We start from the raw sequence: 20,194 nt of genomic DNA on the forward strand, positions 1-20,194 counted from the left end.
GTCGTTAATTGCAGGAACAACAGGCTCTTTTCTGCGAGAAAACTAGTCGTAGCGTGAACCATGATCTACAATAGCGCAAAAATTTCACTCGACTATTTTTCAGGAAGAGCTGCATGTACATGAGCACTGATGAGGTTCGTAACGCGTTCCTTAAGTTCTTTGAAAGCAAAGGACACCAAATCGTAGACAGTTCATCGTTGGTTCCACATAACGATCCAACCCTGCTATTCACAAACGCAGGTATGAACCAATTCAAAGATTGCTTCTTAGGCGCAGAAAAGCGTGCCTACACACGAGCAACTACGGCTCAGCGTTGTGTACGTGCGGGTGGTAAACACAACGACCTCGAAAATGTGGGTTTTACAGCTCGTCACCATACTTTCTTTGAAATGCTAGGTAACTTCAGCTTTGGTGATTACTTCAAAGAAGATGCGATTGCGTTTGCATGGGAATTCCTCACTGAGACATTAAAACTGCCTACTGATCGTCTACTGGTAACGGTTTACGAAACAGATGACGAAGCATTCGAAATTTGGAACAAGAAAGTAAGTGTTCCCGCTGATCGTATTATCCGTATCGGCGATAAAGAAGGCGGTAAGCAGTACGAGTCTGATAACTTCTGGACTATGGGTGACACAGGTCCTTGTGGTCCGTGTACTGAAATTTTCTACGATCATGGTGAGCACATCTGGGGTGGCCGTCCAGGTACACCTGAAGAAGATGGTGACCGTTTCATCGAGATCTGGAACAACGTATTTATGCAGTTCAACCGTCATGCTGACGGCACGATGGAGCCGCTACCAAAGCCTTCGGTAGACACGGGCATGGGTATCGAGCGTATCTCTGCAATCATGCAAGGCGTCCACTCAAACTACGAAATCGACGTATTCCAAAAACTAATCAAAGCAGCCGCTCAAACCATCGGTTATGAAGATTTGTCTAACCAGTCTCTACGCGTGATTGCTGACCATATCCGTTCTTGTTCATTCTTGATCGTTGATGGTGTCATGCCTTCGAATGAAGGGCGTGGTTATGTCTTGCGTCGTATCATCCGTCGTGCAGTTCGTCACGGTAACAAACTTGGTGCGAAAGGCGTATTCTTCCACAAACTGGTAGGTGTTCTTGCTGAAGTCATGGGCAGTGCTGGTGAAGAGTTGAAGAAACAACAAGCGGTTGTGGAAAAAGTTCTACGTATCGAAGAAGAGAACTTCGGTCGCACGCTAGAGCGTGGTATGGCGATTCTGAATGAAGCGTTAGATAACCTAGAAGGCAAAGTGCTAGACGGTGAAACCGTATTCAAACTTTACGATACTTACGGTTTCCCTGCTGACCTGACAAACGACGTTGCGCGTGAGCGTGATTTCGCTATCGATGAAGAAGGCTTCGAGAAAGCGATGGAAGAGCAGCGTCAGCGTGCTCGCGAAGCCGGTCAGTTCGGTACAGACTACAACGCAACCATCAAAACGGAAGCAGAAACAGAGTTTTGTGGCTACGCTGGTACTCAAGGTGAAAGCACAGTAGTAGAAATTTTTGTTGAAGGCGAAGCGGCTGATACTTTGTCTGCGGGTGACAAAGCCATCATCGTTCTTGGTGAGACTCCGTTCTATGCTGAATCAGGTGGTCAATGTGGTGATGCTGGTTTTGTGAAGACGGAATCGGGTCTATTCAAAGTTGAAGACACACAAAAACTCGGTAATGCGATTGCTCATCATGGGGTCATGGCTGAAGGCGTCCTAGCTAAGGGTGACCAAGTTGAAGCGGTTGTCGATGCAGAGCGTCGTGCAGCGATCTCACTAAACCACTCGGCAACGCATTTACTGCATGCAGCACTAAGACAAGTTCTTGGCGAGCACGTAACGCAGAAAGGTTCTCTCGTTAAGCCTGAAAACCTACGTTTTGACTTCTCTCATCTTGAAGGGGTAACGGGGGCTGAACTTAAAGAAGTTGAGCGTCTAGTCAATGCGCAAGTTCGTCGCAACCACGTTATCGAAACCAATGTCATGGACATCGAATCAGCGAAGCAGAAAGGTGCGATGGCACTCTTCGGCGAGAAGTACGATGATGAAGTTCGCGTGCTATCGATGGGCGAGTTCTCTACTGAGCTTTGTGGTGGTATCCACGCATCGAACACCGGTGATATCGGTCTATTCAAGATCATTTCAGAAGGTGGTATCGCAGCTGGTATTCGTCGTATTGAAGCGGTAACCGGTGAAGCAGCACTTGACGCAATTGAAGCACAACAAGCTAAGTATGAAGAGAAACTGGCTGAATCTGCTTCTAAAGCGAAAACGTTAGAGAAGGAAATCCAGAAGCTGAAAGACAAGATGGCTGCAGCAGAAAGTGCAAACATCATGGGTAAAGCTCAGGAAATTAATGGCGTTAAAGTACTTATTGCTGCAATGGAAGGTGCTGATAGCAAGAACCTACGTACTATGGTTGATGACATCAAAAACCAAATGGGTAGTGGTGTTGTGATGCTTGCAAACATCAGTGATGGCAAGGTTGGCCTAATTGCGGGCGTAACTAAAGATCTGATCGGCAAAGTGAAAGCCGGAGACCTTGTTAAGATGGTTGCAGAACAAGTTGGTGGTAAAGGCGGTGGTCGTCCAGATATGGCTCAAGCGGGCGGTACTGACGTGTCTGCGCTACCAAAAGCGATCGAAAGTGTTCAGCCTTGGCTAGAAGAACGCCTATAGACATCGAATATTAAATGATAACGCTCAATCAGTTCTTTGATTGAGCGTATTTTTTTTGAGCTAACCAAGTGGTTTAATTAGTCGTCTAAAAGACGGTTAAATAGGCCGCTTGGTTTTTGTTATAACTACTGCAAACAATATTCAACATATTGAATGTGGTCCGAATGAGACTTTGGTCTTGGGAAGGTGAAGACTGGTGAAAAAGCCCCTTATCGTGCAAAAGTTTGGTGGAACATCTGTAGGTTCCGTAGAAAGAATTCATACAGTAGCCAAACACATCATTAAGGCGAAAAATGATGGTAATCAAGTTGTCGTAGTTGTCTCTGCGATGTCTGGTGAAACAAACAGACTAATGGATTTGGCTAAACAAGTAGACAGTGTACCTACTGCTCGAGAACTTGATGTTTTGCTCTCTGCTGGTGAACAAGTGTCCATGGCACTACTGGCAATGACTTTAAATAAATTAGGTCATTCCGCTCGTTCACTTACCGGAGCACAAGCGAACATTGTGACGGACAATCAACACAATGACGCGACGATTAAACATATTGACACTAGCGCGATAGATGAACTGTTAGCGCAAGACCAAATTGTCATAGTGGCAGGTTTTCAAGGTATCAATGAAAATGGGGATATCACCACCCTGGGAAGGGGCGGTTCTGATACCAGTGCTGTTACTCTCGCAGGTGCGTTGAGTGCAGATGAGTGCCAGATATTTACCGATGTTGATGGTATTTACACTTGCGATCCTAGAGTCGTTTCTTCGGCGAAGAAACTGGATGTCATTGATTTTCCTTCGATGGAAGAGATGGCTCGTAAAGGCGCAAAAGTGCTTCATTTACCATCGGTTCAATACGCTTGGCGTAACAGTGTACCATTGCGAGTGCTGTCGACGTTTGACACTAACAACGGCAGCTTAGTCAAAGGGGAGCAGTGTTTGGCATCGGTATGTGGCGTCGCTATTCAACGTGATATGTGTCTGATCAATATTGAGAAAGATGCGCTTTGCGGTTTAAAAACACAGTGCCAGATGATAGGTGTGACGATTTGGAATGTGATCGAGCATGCAGAATGGGTAGGTGTAGTGATAAAACACGATGCTTATGCAAAACTGGAACTGGTTTTCAACGACAAAATCCGTAATAGTGAATGGGTAAGCTTGTTGACCGCAGTAGGCCTTCATGTCGAAGGACTGGTTGAAAGGTCATACGCTTTGCTCTCAGAACAGGGGATCGATATTGAGCATTATGCGGTAAACTCACAATCGCTGGTGCTAGTGTTGCAACCCGAATGTGTCGACAAAGCGGCGAACATACTGCATGATGCTTACATTACGTCTTCACAGGCACTCGATTGCCAACAAAAACATGCCTTTTTAGGTTAGATTCGAACCACAATAGAGTTTACGAAAATATCACTTTTGTTGGATAATAGCTTTGTAGCAAGATAAATCAGAGATTACTCAAGGAGCACAGAATGCTAATTTTAACTCGCCGCGTTGGCGAAACTCTAATGATCGGTGATGAAGTCACAGTAACTGTACTGGGTGTTAAAGGTAACCAAGTACGTATCGGCGTAAATGCACCGAAAGAAGTGTCTGTTCACCGTGAAGAAATCTACATGCGCATTCAGGCAGAAAAAGGTAATGGTAACGTTGCATCTGGCAACTACTAATTACACAAAAAGGCTGACATTTTGTCAGCCTTTTTTGTTTTCAGCCCTAAACCACCTACTTCAGTAGGTGGTTATCATCCGTTTCGGCTTTGCCTGTAAAACTACTCATGCTAAATGCGTCTTTGATTTTTCCAGAAGTCAAAGAGGACAAATAACATGAGTAGATACAATCAAGCTTCCCACGTATTTTGGCGATGTCAATACCATATAGTGTGGACTCCAAAGTATCGATTTAGGATCTTGAAGAACAATATAGGTAAAGAAGTTTATCGATGTATTTATGTTTACTGTAATCAACTTGGATGTGAAGTAGTAGAGTTAAACATACAAGTTGACCACGTGCATTTAGTAGTAAAGATTCCACCAAAGCTATCGATATCCAAGTTGATGGGGGTATTGAAAGGCAAAATAGCCTTAAAGCTATTTAGTAAGTTTCCTCATCTTAGGAAGAACAGGCTTTGGGGTAATCACTTTTGGCAAAGAGGCTATTTTGTCGATAGTGTTGGAATCAATGAAGAAATCATACGCCGATATGTAAGACATCAAGAGAAGCAAGAGCGAGTAGAGCAGCACCAGTTGGCGTTGGATTAAACAAAGGCCCCCTTTTAGGGGGCTCACACAAAGCCACCTTCTTTAGAAGGTGGTAATTTACTGTTAGAAGGCACCTATTTACTGTAAAAAGAGCGAATTAGCACCGCTTTGATTAAATAGCCAACGGTTGAAAGATTTTTTGCCGTTTTTGCCAAGAAAGTGTTTGACATATTTTTGGTAAATCGTAATATGTGCCTCCGCAAGACGGTGAGGTGGCCGAGAGGCTGAAGGCGCTCCCCTGCTAAGGGAGTATACGGTTTGTAGCCGTATCGAGGGTTCGAATCCCTCCCTCACCGCCATTCTTGCACTTCTTCTTTAATCAGAAGAATTGTTCTTCGGAACAGCTTTAAAACAACTTTCCTTTAGCAAGAAAGCATAGTGCGTCCTTAGCTCAGCTGGATAGAGTACCTGGCTACGAACCAGGCGGTCGGAGGTTCGAATCCTCCAGGACGCGCCATAATTTCCTTACCAGGGAATAAAACGGTGAGGTGGCCGAGAGGCTGAAGGCGCTCCCCTGCTAAGGGAGTATACGGTTTGTAGCCGTATCGAGGGTTCGAATCCCTCCCTCACCGCCATTAATTGGCTTATGGCCAATTTTTTTGTTTTAAAGCCCTGTTGTTTGAAAGAGCTAGTGTGATATACTTCACAAATCTCGTTTTTGAGAACATTGCGCGTCCTTAGCTCAGCTGGATAGAGTACCTGGCTACGAACCAGGCGGTCGGAGGTTCGAATCCTCCAGGACGCGCCACTCTTTAGGGTTACTTTCATAATGAAGAAATCCTGATATTGATAAACATCGATATCGAAACTTGCGCGTCCTTAGCTCAGCTGGATAGAGTACCTGGCTACGAACCAGGCGGTCGGAGGTTCGAATCCTCCAGGACGCGCCACATTATAAGCCCTGCTAGACATAGCAGGGCTCTTTTATTAACACCTTTGCAACATTCTTTAAACACTAGCATTACAACTAGTTGTTTCTACAGCGATTTTGCCATTTCTTTTACCCACATCTCAGTAACACATGATGTTTTGTCATAGGGTCATAAAACACACAGTTATTTATGCTCATTTGGCTAAATATTGCAGATTTATGTGATTTGTGTGACGAATAATTCCCTAGATCTGTGCTTTATCGTCAATAGCTTCTTAAACAAAATTGACAAAGTTTAACCAATCGAGATAATCCTAAGCCTCTTGTCAGGATTTTACTGTATGTTCTGGCAACAAGAGCACCGGCATCACGCCGGTATACGTTAGTGTTTATCTATCGTCATGATGATGATTTTCGAGAGGCCTAATGTTGTTGTCAGGATGACAAAGAAAGGATGCAAAAATGGATAATATTGGAAGCCTGCTAGTAGACGCTGCAACCCTGATGCTTACAGGGATGGTTGTAGTGTTTATATTCCTCACTATTCTTGTCTATCTCGTTCGGTTGATGTCTAAACTTTTGCCAGAAGAAGTTCCAGAGCCGATCGCTGTACCAAATCAAAATAACAAAGTTCAATTACCATCTTCTGCTGTGAGTCCGAAGGTTGTTGCGGCAATTTCCGCAGCAGTACATCAGTACCGTACTTCGGTGGCTAAATAGCATTTGATAGGATTAAAAGGAGTTAATGAGCATGTCTAAACCACTAGTTTTAACAGATGTGGTCCTTCGTGACGCCCATCAGTCGCTATTCGCGACGCGTATGCGTCTAGAGGATATGTTACCTATCGCGGAAGAGCTCGATAAGGTCGGTTATTGGTCTCTAGAAACATGGGGCGGTGCTACGTTTGATGCGTGCATTCGATTCCTGGGCGAAGACCCTTGGGAGCGTTTACGTGCATTAAAGAAAGCAATGCCTAACACACCAATGCAAATGCTACTGCGTGGCCAAAACTTATTGGGTTACCGTCACTACGCTGATGATGTAGTAGAAAAGTTTGTTGAGCGTGCCCATACCAATGGTATGGATGTGTTCCGCATTTTTGATGCGATGAACGACGTGCGAAACTTTGAAAAAGCCGTTAAAGCGACGGTTGATGTTGGTGCTCATGCACAGGGTACACTCTCTTACACGACCAGTCCGGTCCACAATACCGAGACTTGGGTAGACCTTGCTAAGCGTCTAGAAGATCTCGGTTGCCATTCGCTTTGTATCAAGGATATGTCGGGACTTCTGAAACCCTACGAAGCGGAAGATCTTATTACACGTATCAAAGCATCGTGTGATGTGCCGCTTGCTTTACATTGCCACGCGACCACGGGTCTTTCGACTGCCACAGCAGTGAAAGCTGTCGAAGCTGGTATCGATATTCTTGATACGGCTATTTCGTCAATGAGCTGTACTTACGGTCATACGCCAACTGAAACAGTTGTGGCTATGCTTCAGGGCACTGAACGTGACACTAACCTTAAGCTTGATCAGATCGAACCAATCGCGGCGTATTTCCGCGAAGTACGTAAAAAGTACGCCAAGTTCGAAGGTCAACTGAAAGGCGTCGATTCTCGTATCCTTATTGCTCAAGTTCCAGGTGGCATGCTGACCAATATGGAAAGCCAGCTCAAAGAGCAAGGTGCAGCGGATCGTATTGATGAAGTGTTAGAAGAGATCCCACGTGTTCGTCAAGATCTTGGCTACATTCCTCTGGTTACTCCTACTTCACAGATCGTGGGTACCCAAGCGGTGATCAACGTTCTGACCGGAGAGCGTTACAAGAGTATCACCAAGGAAACGGCTGGTGTCCTAAAAGGTGAGTACGGTGCGGCACCTGCTGAGCTTAATGCAGAGCTTCAGGCGAAAGTGCTTGATGGTGGTGAAGCGATTACTTGTCGTCCTGCTGATTTGCTTGAAGCTGAAATGGAAACTTTGACCGATGATCTGTTAGCCAAGGCTAAAGCGGAAGGTATCTCGCTAGCAGAAGATACGGTCGATGATGTTCTGACTTATGCATTATTCCCACAAGTCGGACTTAAGTTCCTTAAAAACCGTCACAACCCAGACGCGTTTGAACCAGCACCGGGTAAAGAAGAGCCAACACCAGTTGTGGCTCAACCAGCTCAAGGTGGTATTGAAACTTACAGCGTGAAGGTTGATGGACAGGTTTATGATGTTGAAGTTGGTCCACAAGGTCAGCTGACATCAGTAACTCCTTCTCAATCGGGTGCTAATACTCAAGCTGTGGCTCCTGCGGCACCTGCGGGCAATTCAGAAGCAGTACCTGCTCCACTAGCGGGCAACATCTTTAAGGTTAACGTTCAGAGCGGTGCTCAGGTTGCAGAAGGTGATGTGTTATTGATTCTTGAAGCTATGAAGATGGAGACAGAAATCCGTGCTGCCCATGGTGGCATCGTCCAAGATCTGCATGTCAAAGAAGGTGATTCTGTGACTGTTGGTGCTCCACTACTTAGTCTGGCGTAAGGGAGTCTCATGGAAGGATTAATGACTCTTTGGTCAGAAACAGGGATCGCTAACTTTGAATTTGGCCAGATCTGCATGATCTTGGTCGGGTGTGCACTGCTGTTTTTGGCCATTCGCAAAGGCTTTGAGCCGCTACTACTTTTGCCAATAGGCTTTGGTGCCATCTTAGCGAACATCCCTAACGCAGGGTTTACGGAAGAGGGCGGATTGCTCTACTACGTCTACTATGTAGGTATAGAGTCGGGTATTTTCCCACTACTTATCTTCATGGGCGTTGGCGCGATGACCGATTTCGGTGCTCTTATCGCAAACCCTAAGACGTTATGGTTAGGTGCGGCAGCTCAGTTTGGTATCTTTGCAACACTATTTGGTGCGATCCTACTTAACTATGTGCCGGGTATGGAATTTAGCATGCCTGATGCTGCTTCGATTGCGATCATTGGTGGCGCAGATGGCCCGACGGCTATTTTCTTAGCAAGCCAGCTCTCTCCAGATCTGCTGGGTGCGATTGCCGTTGCAGCATATAGCTATATGGCATTGGTTCCTATCATTCAACCGCCTATTATGAAGGCGCTGACGACACCGGAAGAGCGTAAAATCCAAATGGCTCAACTTCGCCATGTTGGAAAAGGTGAGAAGATTCTATTCCCACTGGCTGTTCTGCTAATGACGATCTTGTTCCTACCATCAGCAACACCGCTGGTCGGTATGTTCTGCCTTGGCAACTTGATGCGTGAAGCTGGTGTTGTAGACCGTCTATCTAAGACTGCACAAAATGAACTCATCAATATTGTGACTATCTTCTTGGGTCTAGGCGTCGGTTCTAAACTGCAAGCCGAAGAGTTTCTTAATGTTGAAACGCTTGGCATTCTGGCGTTAGGGGCTGTGGCTTTTAGTATCGGTACTGCGGGTGGTGTCTTGATGGCGAAATTACTCAACAAGCTGTCTAAAGAAAATATCAACCCATTGATCGGTGCTGCCGGTGTTTCTGCTGTACCAATGGCAGCGCGTGTTGTAAACAAAGTCGGTTTAGAGGCAAACTCACAAAACTTCTTATTAATGCACGCAATGGGACCTAACGTAGCTGGTGTTCTTGGCTCGGCGGTAGCTGCGGGTATTTTGCTTGCCTTGGTTGGCTAAGCGTGAATTACGGTTAGTAGTTGGTCAAATTGAGAGTAAGTGGTTAACTTGCTAGCAATAAATGGTATATATTCAAAGGGATGCTTTCGCATCCCTTTTTTATATCGATAGGGAAATGAAGAAATGGAAAACAAACAAATCGCAATCTCACAATTTGGTGATCCAGACGTTCTCGTTATTCAAACTTCACCAATTCCAGAACCTAAAACGGGTGAAGTACTGGTTAAGGTCCATTTCTCTGGTGTGAATCCTATTGATGTAAAAACGCGGGCAGGTTTAGGCTGGGCAGCTTCTCAGAATAAAGATAACCTGCCTTGGGTACCCGGCTATGATATCTCCGGTGAAATTATCACGCTTGGAGAAGGTGTCGAGCGTTTTGCTGTTGGCGACAATGTTGCAGGCTTTATTGGTTTCCCTCTCGCAGGGGGCGGTTATAGCCAATTTGTTTGTGTACCCGAAACCGCGTTAAGTCTTGTGCCAAATTCTATCACGCTTGAAGCGGCAGCTGCTCTTTCACTGGCAGGCCAAACAGCGGTACAGGCCTTGGATAAGGCTGGGGTGAAAGAAGGCCAGCGTGTTCTGATTCTCGCTGGTGCGGGTGGCGTGGGTCACATTGCGATTCAGGTTGCCGTTGCTGCTAAGGCAGAAGTCTTTACTACTTGTAGCGAAGCGAATTTGGATTATATGGCAACTCTAGGTGCTCATGCGATCAACTACCAGTTTGCTCCTGTTTCCGAGCGAGTCGAAGAAGCGGATGTGCTTATCGATTTGGTCGGTGGTGATGCCGCTCTTGATGCACTTAAATGCTTAAAAGATGGTGCGAAAGTGGTAACGGTTCCCACTCTTTCCGCAGAGTTGATTTGTGAGAAAGCGAAACTTCTAGGCTTTGAAGCAACGGGAATGCTTGTTGATCCAAACCCAGAGCAACTTGATGCGCTTCTCTACATGGTGAGTGTTGGTTTAGTCAAGACTGAGATTCATCAGGTGTACCCATTCGAACAGGTTGCTGAAGCACATAAACAGATTGAAACCGGTCATACAAGAGGCAAGGTCTTGCTTGATATGCAATGTTAGAAGCGTTTAACAGCGCATTCGAATCTTTCGCTCTTTGGTTTTCAGACTCGGCACTGTGGGTACTCTTTCTAAGTGGTTTCCTCAGTGCCACTTTATTGCCTGGAGGTTCAGAGGCCGGGCTGATCGCTACCTTGAGCTTAAACCAATACCCTACCTTTTATATTATTGCCGTTACTACGTTAGGTAATACTCTTGGTGGTTTAACGAATTTTTGGCTTGGATTATGGCTACCAAACCGAACTCAGAACGAAAAACATGGTCATAAAGCCTTATTATGGCTAAATAAATACGGCTATTGGTCGCTTCTTTTTAGCTGGTTGCCAGTGATTGGTGATCCATTGTGCTTAGCTGCGGGTTGGCTACGGATGCGTTTTTGGCCTTGCTTTTGGTTGATACTGATTGGTAAAGCACTCCGTTACATTCTACTTGCTGCAGTTTTTTTCGGTTTTTTCTAAGGGGATGTCATGAGAAAGATTTGGCTTGGTGCTATTTCTCTTGTTGCACTATATGGTTGCAGTTCTAGCAACCTTTCTTCTGTACCTTTCTTTTCCTCCTTACCTGAAGGTGTCACTCTTATTGAAGAAGTGGATGCTGAGCCAGGTAAGGCAATGATCCCATATTCAAAGTATCAGTTAGAAAATGGGCTGACAGTGATATTGTCTCCGGATCATTCAGATCCACTTGTCCATGTTGATGTTACCTACCACGTAGGTTCAGCTCGTGAGGAGGTAGGCAAGTCAGGTTTTGCTCATTTCTTTGAACATATGATGTTTCAGGGCAGTGAGAATGTTGGCGATCAAGAACATTTTAAGATCATCACCGAGGCGGGTGGTTCTCTGAATGGAACGACCAATCGGGATCGCACGAATTATTTTGAAACGGTGCCTTCAAATCAACTTGAGAAAATGTTGTGGCTTGAATCTGACCGTATGGGTTTTTTGCTTGATGCAGTCTCACAACACAAGTTTGAAATTCAGCGTGATACAGTGAAGAACGAGCGCGCGCAAAACTATGACAACCGTCCGTATGGCTTGATGTGGGAGAAAATGGGCGAAGCGATGTACCCAGAGGGACATCCATATTCTTGGCAGACGATAGGCTATGTCGAAGATCTTGACCGTGTTGATGTTAATGATCTCAAAGCGTTTTTCCTGAGATGGTATGGCCCCAACAATGCAGTCCTAACCATTGGTGGTGATCTCGATGTTGATCAAACCTTGGAGTGGGTAAGTAAGTACTTTGGAGCGATTCCATCAGGGCCAGCGGTAGAGCAGTCACCTAAACAGCCAGCCAAGCTAACTGAAGATCGTTATGTCACGTTAGAAGACCGCATTCAGCAACCGATGCTCATTCTTGGGTGGCCGACAACTTACAATGGTGCTGAGGGGCAAGCTTCCTTAAACGCCCTTGCCAACGTATTGGGTAAGGGTGCGAATAGTTTGCTGTATCAAAAGTTGGTTAAAACTCAGAAAGCCGTTGATGCAGGGGCTTTCCAAGATTGCGCAGAGTTAGCCTGTAATTTTTACGTTTATGCAATGGCACCTTCGGGGGAAAACAGCGCTCTGAAACCTTTGTATCAGGAGTTGATGCAAACCCTAGGTGAGTTTGAAGCGAAAGGGATAGATAACAACCGATTAGATCAAATTACCGGAATGGCTGAGGCTCAGTCGGTTTTCGCATTGCAAAGTGTGCGAGGCAAAGTATCGCAGCTTGCTTCTAATGAAACTTTCTTCAATACCCCAGACCGAATTCAGACTCAGTTAGCGCAAATTCGTGCGGTCACCCCAGAGTCGGTGATGGACGCCTATAAAAATTACGTTAACGGTCACCCTAAAGTTGCTTTAAGTGTGGTACCTAAAGGTAAGACGGAACTTGCTGCTGCGCCTGCAACGTTCAGCACGCCACAAAGAACGTTGCCTGAATACCAAAAGGTCACTGACGACCAACTCGCGTATCGTCGTGCACAGGACAACTTTGATCGTTCTGTGATGCCTCAAGTCGCTGAAAGTGTTAAAGCACAAATGCCGAAACTTTACCGCCTCTATTTTGACAATGGTGCTGAACTGTTGGGTACGGTGAGCGCTGAAACGCCGACTGTACAGCTAGAAATTAGTTTTCCTGCTGGAGAGCGTTATGTCAAAAAAGGCAAAGAAGGGTTGGCGAGCTTAACTGCGGCTATGATGGAAGAGGCGACACTGGACTCGACTCTTGAACAGTTACAGGCGCGGTTGGATAAGCTAGGGAGTACGCTTAACGTAGAAGCGGGAAATTACACGACCAGTATTTCAGTCTCTAGTTTAGAGAAAAACCTACCTCAGACACTTAAAATTGTCGAAGAGGTACTGTTTAAGCCAGCATTCCGTGAGCAAGATTTTGAGCGCATCAAGAAGCAAATGCTAGAAGGTATCGTCTACCAGCACCAACAAACAAGTTGGTTGGCCTCTCAAGCAACCCGCCAGGTACTTTTTGACGGGACGGTATATCAGCGCTCCAATGATGGTACGCAAGCGTCACTGGAAGCATTAACCTTGGATGACGTCAAAGCGTTCTACAAACAACATTACACTCCGCAGGGAGCACAAATAGTTGTTGTTGGAGACATCAATAGGAAACAGATCAAACAGCAGTTAGCCTTTATTGATTCTTGGCAGGGAGAAGTTGCCCCACTGCTAAGACCGCAACTTGTTCAGGAAAATCAGCAGAAAAAGCTTTATTTAGTGGATAAGCCAGGAGCACCACAAAGTGTGGTACGCGTGGTGCGTCAAGGTCTACCGTTTGATGCAACGGGGGAAGTGTACCTAACCCAATTGGCTAACTTTAACTTAGCTGGGAACTTCAACAGTAGAATCAATCAGAATCTCCGTGAAGATAAAGGTTACACCTATGGCGCTAGCGGTTATCTTGCATCGAATCGAGAAGTGGGTGCGATTGTGTTCTCAACACAGGTTCGTGCTGACGCAACTGTTCCATCGATCATTGAGCTTGAAAAAGAGTTAAAGGCATACAGTCAGAATGGAATGACTGATGATGAGATGAAATTTTTACGCTTAGCGGTCGGTCAACAAGATGCACTAAAGTATGAAACGCCTTCACAGAAAGCCGGACTGCTTAGTAGTATTCTTGCGTACAGTCTTGATGAAGACTACCTCAAGCAACGCAATGAGATCGTTGAAACGGTAGATAAGCAGACTTTAGACGAGTTGGCGAAGAAGTGGTTTACACCAGATGATTACCAAATCATTGTCGTCGGTGATGCCAAAACCCTGAAGCCACAATTAGAAAGTTTGCAGATTCCGATAGAAGAGCTTGAAATCATCCGTTAGAGTACACATAACATAGTGCATAGCTAGAGGGTGACATGGGTCACCCTTTATGAATTTGTTTAGCCAGTTTGGTAGAACTACCAAACCTTAGATATAAGCGAACCTCATTTTGACTGAATTTGCTGCGCGACTTGAGCGAGTTGCACAAAACCCAGAAGTATTTAAGAGTTTTGGACGTGGTGTGGAGCGTGAAACGCTGCGCTATCACCAAGATGGTCATCTTGCAACAACGCCACATCCTGAAGGACTCGGTTCCGCTTATGCGAATAGCTGGATCACCACCGATTTCTCCGAGTCATTGCTGGAATTTATTACGCCGGTATCGAATGACATATCAACCCTGATTGCACAGTTAGAGGACATCCACCACTTTACTCAGACTAAGCTGGGCGAAGAAAAAATGTGGCCGCTTTCTATGCCGTGTTATGTCGGTAGTGAAGATGATATCAACCTAGCTCAATATGGTGTTTCTAACTCTGGGAAAATGAAAACGCTTTACCGCGAAGGTTTAAAGCGTCGCTATGGCAGCTTGATGCAAATTATCTCAGGTGTGCATTTCAACTTCTCTTTCCCTGAGAGTTTTTGGCAGCAATTGTTAGGTGACCAGAACGAAGAGCAGCGTCAGGCGAGTAAGTCAGACGCTTACTTTGGTTTGATTCGCAATTATTACCGTTTTGGCTGGTTAATCCCTTACTTCTTTGGTGCATCGCCAGCGTTATGTTCGTCGTTTGTTCAGGGCAGAGACAGCAAATTACCGTTTGAAAGCATTGGTGGGTCGCTTTATCTGCCGTATTCCACCTCGCTGAGAATGAGTGATTTGGGCTATACCAGCAGTGCTCAAAGCTCTCTAAAAATAGGTTTTAATAGCCTCGAAGAGTATTTAGATGGTTTGAATACTGCGATTCGCACTCCTTCGAATGAGTTTGCTGAGATCGGGGTAAAAGTGGATGGCGAGTACCTTCAGCTCAATAGCAATGTACTTCAAATTGAAAATGAGCTGTACGCGCCAATTCGACCAAAACGAGTCGCTAAGTCTGGCGAAAAACCATCAGAAGCGCTGGCTCGTGGTGGCGTAGAGTATATTGAGGTCAGATCGTTAGATGTGAATCCTTACAGCTCAATCGGTATCAATGAGGATCAAATACGATTCTTAGATATGTTCTTAACGTGGGCAGCACTGACTGAGTCTGAGCCCATGGATTACTGTGAACAAGCGTGCTGGCGTGACAACTGGAATCGAGTCATCATCGAAGGTCGTAAGCCAGGTCTCGAGCTGCAAATTGGCTGTAGGGGTGAAGTCCTTACATTACAAGACTGGGCAAAACGTGTATTTGTGGAATTAGTCCAGATCGCAGAAAAAATGGATGAGGCGATGGGTGGTGAAGCATACCAAGCGGTTTGCTACAAGCTACTTTCGTGGATAGATAACCCTGAGAACACCATATCGGGCAAGTTACTCGAAGATACTAAGCGCTTTGGCGGGTTGGGTAAAATTGGATGTGAGTTGGGTAAGCAATATCGCAATGACCACTTAAACCGCAGCTACAGAACGTACAGTGAAGCGGATATGGAAAGTGAAGTGGTTCGTTCTGTTCAGGCTCAACTTGACGTTGAAGCATCTGATGAATTGAGTTTCGAGCAGTACCTTGAAGAGTACTTCTCTTATTTAAAGTCTTAAGGTCGCATCGTGATAAGGAAGCTTTCACTCCTCCTTAGTGTGTCCTTAGTTGGCGGGTGTGCGACATCCCCGCCTAAAGATCAGTCGAACCTTTGCGAGATTTTTCGAGAAAAGCCAGGCTGGTATGACGACGCTATTGATATGCAAAAGGAGTGGGGAACTCCGATTCAAGTTTCAATGGCGATTGTCAAACAAGAGAGTAGCTTTCGTCATGATGCTCGCCCGCCTAAAGACTATTTGCTTGGTTTTATACCGTGGGGACGAGTCAGTAGCGCTTATGGTTACGCTCAGGCGCAGGATCCTGCCTGGGAAGATTTCCAAAAGTCGACCGATCATGGCGGCTCTCGGACAGACTTCTCAGATTCACTCATGTTTATAGGTTGGTACACGAGTGAAACTCAGAAACAACTCGGCATCTCCAAGTGGGATGCTTACAACCAATATTTAGCCTATCATGAAGGTCGCGGCGGCTATAAACGGAAAAGTTATCAGTCGAAACCGTCACTAATTCGCGTGGCTCGAAAAGTCGAGCAGCAGGCAAAGGATTATGGTTGGCAACTTAAACAGTGCCGACAGGAATTAGAAAACAATAGAAGCTGGTTCTTTTAGTGCCAGAGAAGTAGAAATGGAGAAGGACAATGCCGTTATTAGATAGTTTTACCGTTGATCACACCCGAATGCATGCACCAGCAGTTCGTGTTGCGAAAACAATGACCACCCCAAAGGGTGACACCATTACGGTATTCGACCTGCGTTTTACCGCACCAAATAAAGACATCTTATCTGAAAAAGGAATTCACACTCTCGAACACCTTTACGCAGGATTTATGCGCAATCATCTTAACGGTGAAAGTGTCGAGATTATCGATATCTCACCTATGGGTTGTCGTACCGGCTTCTACATGAGTCTAATCGGCTCTCCACAAGAGCAGCAAGTTGCCGACGCGTGGTTAGCTGCGATGAAAGATGTGCTAAAAGTTGAAAGTCAGAATAAGATCCCTGAACTCAATGAGTATCAGTGTGGTACTGCGGCGATGCATTCTCTGGATGAGGCGAAACAGATTGCAGAAGCAATTCTAGCTGCTGGTATCTCAGTAAACAAAAACGATGAGTTGGCGTTACCAGAAGCGATGCTAAAAGAGCTCAAAGTAGACTGAACAGTTTGAAATGAAAAAGGAAGGCAACAGCCTTCCTTTTTACTATCTTTAAAACGTTAATTTGCTTTCGGCAGCACCACAACTTGTGTTTTTGCCCAGATATCATGAAATCCTCGTTTTTGTGGATCTAATGGCACCGTAAAATTAGCGAGACCAAAACCCGAAGTACCAATACGGATTAGTGCCTGTGTGACTGAAACAGGTTTTCCGTCTATGCTACGCAAGTGCAGTTTCCATGCACGCATACCTAACGTTTGACCGGCTCTGGTCCAGAAGAAAACAAAGAAATAGATCCATACGAAGGCCAAATACGCGGTATAAACCGGACTCCAAATCGGGTGGTTAGTGAGGAAGTCACTCACGTCTTCAAATCCACCTACGTTAAAGATGCCCATCGCCATCAATGCATGCAAAATAGCGATAACAATACCCGCTGCCATCATTTCTACGGCAATGATAATAAGTCCATCGTAAAAAAGAGCCCCTAAGCGGCGAAACAAGCCTGCTGGTGGCAAAGTGTCAATCGTTGACATAAAACCTACTTACCCAAACAAAATAAGGCGAAAGAATATAGCTTCAGTTTTGATCTGAAAAGAGAGCTTGCGCACAGCTTATCAATTTGTGGCTATTTTATCGTCAAACGATAGTTATTTCAGTCTTTTGCACTTGCACGATTCATTGGCATACGTATAATGCCAAACATCAAAGGGCAATAGCCCAGAGATGCCGGTGTGGTGAAATTGGTATACACGACGGATTCAAAATCCGTTGCCTTCGGGCGTGGCGGTTCAAGTCCGCCCACCGGTACCATATTTAAACGATAAAGCCTCGACGAAAGTCGGGGCTTTGTTGTATCTGGAGTTTGTGAGCTCAAACCCAGCGTGGCGTCAGGAGTGCCTGCCCAGCTAAGTCACCCGCCAGTAACATACATAGAAAGGTCGCTTTTATAGCGGCCTTTCGTCGTTTTTGGGAGATGAACATTGTAACTGTCGTTCCATAAGCCTTCTGCCCCTTCTCTCGCCTAAAGCACGCTCGGCAAATACAACGTCAGTACTGGTTTATTCCAATGAAGAGACGGATGGTAATTCAGAATCAGTGGCCTTACGTACTATCGATGTGTTTTACGCTCTGTTGCGCATGCCTTGAGTGGCTTACTTAAATTTTCTGTGGCTTAGGGAAAAGTTGTCTATCTTTAAATTATCAAGATGGAGGCTGAAAATGTACCAACTCACTCCCTATCTATTCTTTGCAGGACGCTGCCAAGAAGCACTTGATTTTTATCAGAACTGCTTCGGAGGCGTTACTGTTTCTAAGCAACTGTTTAAAGATGCGCCTCAAGAGATAGAAGGAGTAGACCCACATTGGATAATGCACGCAGAGTTTCAAGCATCAGCCATGAAATTGATGTTATCTGATGGTGTATTTGCAAAAGAGCTCTCTGGCAACAATATTGCTTTGTCGGTTGTTCTGACAGACATCGATGAACAAGGTCGGCTCTTTGACAAGTTATCGGAAGGAGGTCACGTCATGATGCCTCTGGCAGACACATTTTGGGGCGCTCGGTTTGGTAAAGTAGAAGATCAGTTTGGTGTCCGCTGGATGCTACACTGCAACCTTGTATAGTTTGATATACATTGAAGCTATGAATTTCACGTAAGATATCTCTCATTCCAGCGCATAGATAATGATTTCGTTTTCCCATTACTCTAAAATTATTCATTAATAAGTAAGTAAATAAAGTTGTATATAGATCGTGGCGAGCATCAAAATTACTGTAGATAGGCTACAGCCAGGGTTGCATATTCGTCTTCCGGTTAAATGGAACGAGCATCCCTTTTTATTCAATAGCTTCAAAGTGAAAGACGAAGAACAAATTCGTATGATTCGTCACTTAGGGATTAAGCACGTCTTCATAAACCCAAATCAAAGTGATACGCAACCACTTCCCTCATCAAGTCAATCTAGCTCAGTAGATGAACCTGTTGATAGTGAAGTCGATCTCGAAGCGCAAAAGCTCTGGAAAGAGAAACAAGATCGGATTGAAAAACTTAGTGCCTACCGACGACGTGTCATCAACTGTGAAAAAGAGTTTGAGCGCTCGTTGTCGCGCATGAGAGCGGTCATGAATAAGATCCGCAATCGACCGGAACAAGCCGTTGATGAGGCGGCGCTACTCGTTAATGATATCGTTGATAAGCTACTAAGTGACGACAACGTTACGCTGCACTTGATGAATGGTAAGAGTGAATTTGAAGACATTTACTTTCATTCACTCAATGTTTCCGTGGTCGCGATGATGATCGCCAAAGCAAAAATGCTGAGTGCAGATCAAATAAAGGAAGTCGCTTTCGCTTCTTTATTCCATGATATGGGGAAAGTGAAAGTCCCTACAGCGATATTGCGTAAACCGACTCATCTTACTGAACCTGAAAAAAACTATCTAAAACTGCATACAAAATATGGGTTAGAGATCGCGGCTAATATGGCGAGTTTTCCTGAAAGTGCTCGGACAGTCATAGCGCAGCATCATGAGCTTAATGACGGTTCCGGTTACCCTGAAGGATTGAAAGAAGATCAGATTGATGAGCTAACCCAAATTGTTGCTGTGGCAAATGCCTATGACAATCTTTGTCATACTAATGTCGCCGCTGACCAAAAAATTCCTTATGTGGCGCTCTCATACCTCTACAAAAACTGCAAGCATCTATATAACAACGAGAATCTGAGCTTATTGATTAAGTTTATGGGGATCTATCCTCCAGGCACTGTCGTACAACTATCGAATGATATGGTCGGTTTGGTTATCTCTGTTAACTCTAAGAACATTCTCTTTCCTAATGTTCTTATTTACGACCCCTCTGTACCAAGAACTCAAGCGCCAATCATTGACTTAGCTGAAAGAGAAATAAAGATAGTTAATGCAATCTTACCTAACAAACTTCCGGATAAAGTAAGGGAGTACCTAAATCCACGCTCACGGATTTCATACTTTTTTGACTCAGATGACTGACTAGTTATCCACAGTGATTTGTGAACAACTCGTGGCTAACCTGAGGGTAAAATGGGTGTAAATGTTGATCTGAGCAATTAATGTCCACTTAGCCCTTTTTTATGAAAAAAATGCATCTTTTTGCTTGCCTTAAAAAAGGAACTGCCTATAATGCGCATCCACTGACAGGGCAGACGCCGCAAGGCTTCAGCAATAGTCAGCGAGGTGAAAAGCTTCTAACAAAATAAATTTGAAAAAGTGTTTGACTCTTCAAATTATCTCGCTAGAATTCACCTCCGCTTCGAGAGAAAGTGTTCTCAAAAAGCAAAGCTCTTTAACAATATAAACCTATCAATCTGTGTGGGCACTCGTTGATGATAATCCAATTAGAAACTTCTCTAAATAAAGAGGGGCTTCAAATTAGGTTTCAATGAAACGAAGTGACCAAACGAGACTTCTTTTGGAAAC

General features: G+C 44.9%; 16 protein-coding genes and 6 tRNA genes. 21 read left to right on the forward strand and 1 reads right to left on the reverse strand.

Features of this window, described 5'->3' with window-relative positions; translation table 11 throughout:
* The first annotated feature begins 113 nt into the window (after positions 1-113).
* From alaS to luxS, 18 genes are all read left to right on the forward strand, one after another.
* Entirely contained in the window at positions 114-2,696 is a 2,583-nt protein-coding gene (gene alaS, locus DA100_RS09735; RefSeq protein WP_138971960.1) for an alanine--tRNA ligase, read from the forward strand.
* Positions 2,697-2,892: 196 nt separating this feature from the next.
* Entirely contained in the window at positions 2,893-4,080 is a 1,188-nt protein-coding gene (locus tag DA100_RS09740) for an aspartate kinase (RefSeq protein WP_138971961.1), read from the forward strand.
* A gap of 92 nt (positions 4,081-4,172) precedes the next feature.
* Complete coding sequence (csrA, locus tag DA100_RS09745) at positions 4,173-4,370, forward strand: carbon storage regulator CsrA (RefSeq protein WP_004415691.1); 198 nt, start codon at positions 4,173-4,175, stop codon at positions 4,368-4,370.
* 156 nt (positions 4,371-4,526) lie between these two features.
* Positions 4,527-4,961: an IS200/IS605 family transposase gene (gene tnpA, locus DA100_RS09750; protein ID WP_033007908.1), complete on the forward strand. Its 435-nt coding sequence runs from the start codon at positions 4,527-4,529 to the stop codon at positions 4,959-4,961.
* Between the two features lie 206 nt (positions 4,962-5,167).
* A tRNA-Ser gene (locus DA100_RS09755) sits at positions 5,168-5,260 on the forward strand.
* Between the two features lie 81 nt (positions 5,261-5,341).
* A tRNA-Arg gene (locus DA100_RS09760) sits at positions 5,342-5,418 on the forward strand.
* Positions 5,419-5,443: 25 nt separating this feature from the next.
* A tRNA-Ser gene (locus DA100_RS09765) sits at positions 5,444-5,536 on the forward strand.
* A gap of 96 nt (positions 5,537-5,632) precedes the next feature.
* A tRNA-Arg gene (locus DA100_RS09770) sits at positions 5,633-5,709 on the forward strand.
* Between the two features lie 65 nt (positions 5,710-5,774).
* Positions 5,775-5,851, forward strand: a tRNA-Arg gene (locus DA100_RS09775).
* A 443-nt stretch (positions 5,852-6,294) separates the two neighbouring features.
* Positions 6,295-6,552: an oxaloacetate decarboxylase subunit gamma gene (locus tag DA100_RS09780; RefSeq protein WP_138971962.1), complete on the forward strand. Its 258-nt coding sequence runs from the start codon at positions 6,295-6,297 to the stop codon at positions 6,550-6,552.
* 31 nt (positions 6,553-6,583) lie between these two features.
* On the forward strand, positions 6,584-8,365 hold the full coding sequence (gene oadA / locus DA100_RS09785) for a sodium-extruding oxaloacetate decarboxylase subunit alpha (protein WP_138971963.1): 1,782 nt from the start codon (positions 6,584-6,586) through the stop codon (positions 8,363-8,365).
* 9 nt (positions 8,366-8,374) lie between these two features.
* Positions 8,375-9,505 (forward strand): sodium ion-translocating decarboxylase subunit beta, encoded by a 1,131-nt coding sequence (locus DA100_RS09790; protein WP_138971964.1) that lies wholly within the window; start codon positions 8,375-8,377, stop codon positions 9,503-9,505.
* Between the two features lie 123 nt (positions 9,506-9,628).
* A complete protein-coding gene (locus DA100_RS09795) occupies positions 9,629-10,579 on the forward strand; it encodes an NADP-dependent oxidoreductase (RefSeq protein ID WP_138971965.1) in 951 nt (316 codons plus the stop codon).
* A complete protein-coding gene (locus DA100_RS09800; protein ID WP_138971966.1) occupies positions 10,573-11,034 on the forward strand; it encodes a YqaA family protein in 462 nt (153 codons plus the stop codon). The genes DA100_RS09795 and DA100_RS09800 overlap by 7 nt, the downstream gene beginning before the upstream one ends.
* Before the next feature lie 9 nt (positions 11,035-11,043).
* Complete coding sequence (locus DA100_RS09805) at positions 11,044-13,902, forward strand: pitrilysin family protein (protein WP_138971967.1); 2,859 nt, start codon at positions 11,044-11,046, stop codon at positions 13,900-13,902.
* A gap of 109 nt (positions 13,903-14,011) precedes the next feature.
* Positions 14,012-15,580: a glutamate--cysteine ligase gene (gshA, locus tag DA100_RS09810; RefSeq protein WP_138971968.1), complete on the forward strand. Its 1,569-nt coding sequence runs from the start codon at positions 14,012-14,014 to the stop codon at positions 15,578-15,580.
* 12 nt (positions 15,581-15,592) lie between these two features.
* Entirely contained in the window at positions 15,593-16,189 is a 597-nt protein-coding gene (locus DA100_RS09815) for a hypothetical protein (RefSeq protein ID WP_138971975.1), read from the forward strand.
* Positions 16,190-16,218: 29 nt separating this feature from the next.
* Positions 16,219-16,737, forward strand: coding sequence for an S-ribosylhomocysteine lyase (gene luxS / locus DA100_RS09820; RefSeq protein ID WP_138971969.1), 519 nt, complete (start codon positions 16,219-16,221; stop codon positions 16,735-16,737).
* 56 nt (positions 16,738-16,793) lie between these two features.
* Here the strand turns inward: luxS and DA100_RS09825 are convergent, their stop codons facing one another.
* The gene (locus tag DA100_RS09825; protein ID WP_138971970.1) at positions 16,794-17,270 is read right to left on the reverse strand and encodes an RDD family protein; all 477 of its coding nucleotides are present in this window, start codon (positions 17,268-17,270) and stop codon (positions 16,794-16,796) included.
* A gap of 192 nt (positions 17,271-17,462) precedes the next feature.
* Here DA100_RS09825 and DA100_RS09830 point away from each other — a divergent pair.
* The 3 genes from DA100_RS09830 to DA100_RS09840 all read left to right on the forward strand — a co-directional run bounded on the left by DA100_RS09830 (position 17,463) and on the right by DA100_RS09840 (position 19,747).
* Positions 17,463-17,547, forward strand: a tRNA-Leu gene (locus DA100_RS09830).
* Positions 17,548-17,955: 408 nt separating this feature from the next.
* Positions 17,956-18,360: a VOC family protein gene (locus tag DA100_RS09835; protein WP_138971971.1), complete on the forward strand. Its 405-nt coding sequence runs from the start codon at positions 17,956-17,958 to the stop codon at positions 18,358-18,360.
* A gap of 130 nt (positions 18,361-18,490) precedes the next feature.
* Positions 18,491-19,747, forward strand: coding sequence for an HD-GYP domain-containing protein (locus DA100_RS09840; RefSeq protein ID WP_138971972.1), 1,257 nt, complete (start codon positions 18,491-18,493; stop codon positions 19,745-19,747).
* The last annotated feature ends 447 nt before the right edge of the window (positions 19,748-20,194 follow it).

The sequence above is a fragment of the Vibrio sp. Hep-1b-8 genome (assembly GCF_006124995.1).
In the GTDB taxonomy this organism is placed as follows: Bacteria; Pseudomonadota; Gammaproteobacteria; order Enterobacterales; family Vibrionaceae; genus Vibrio.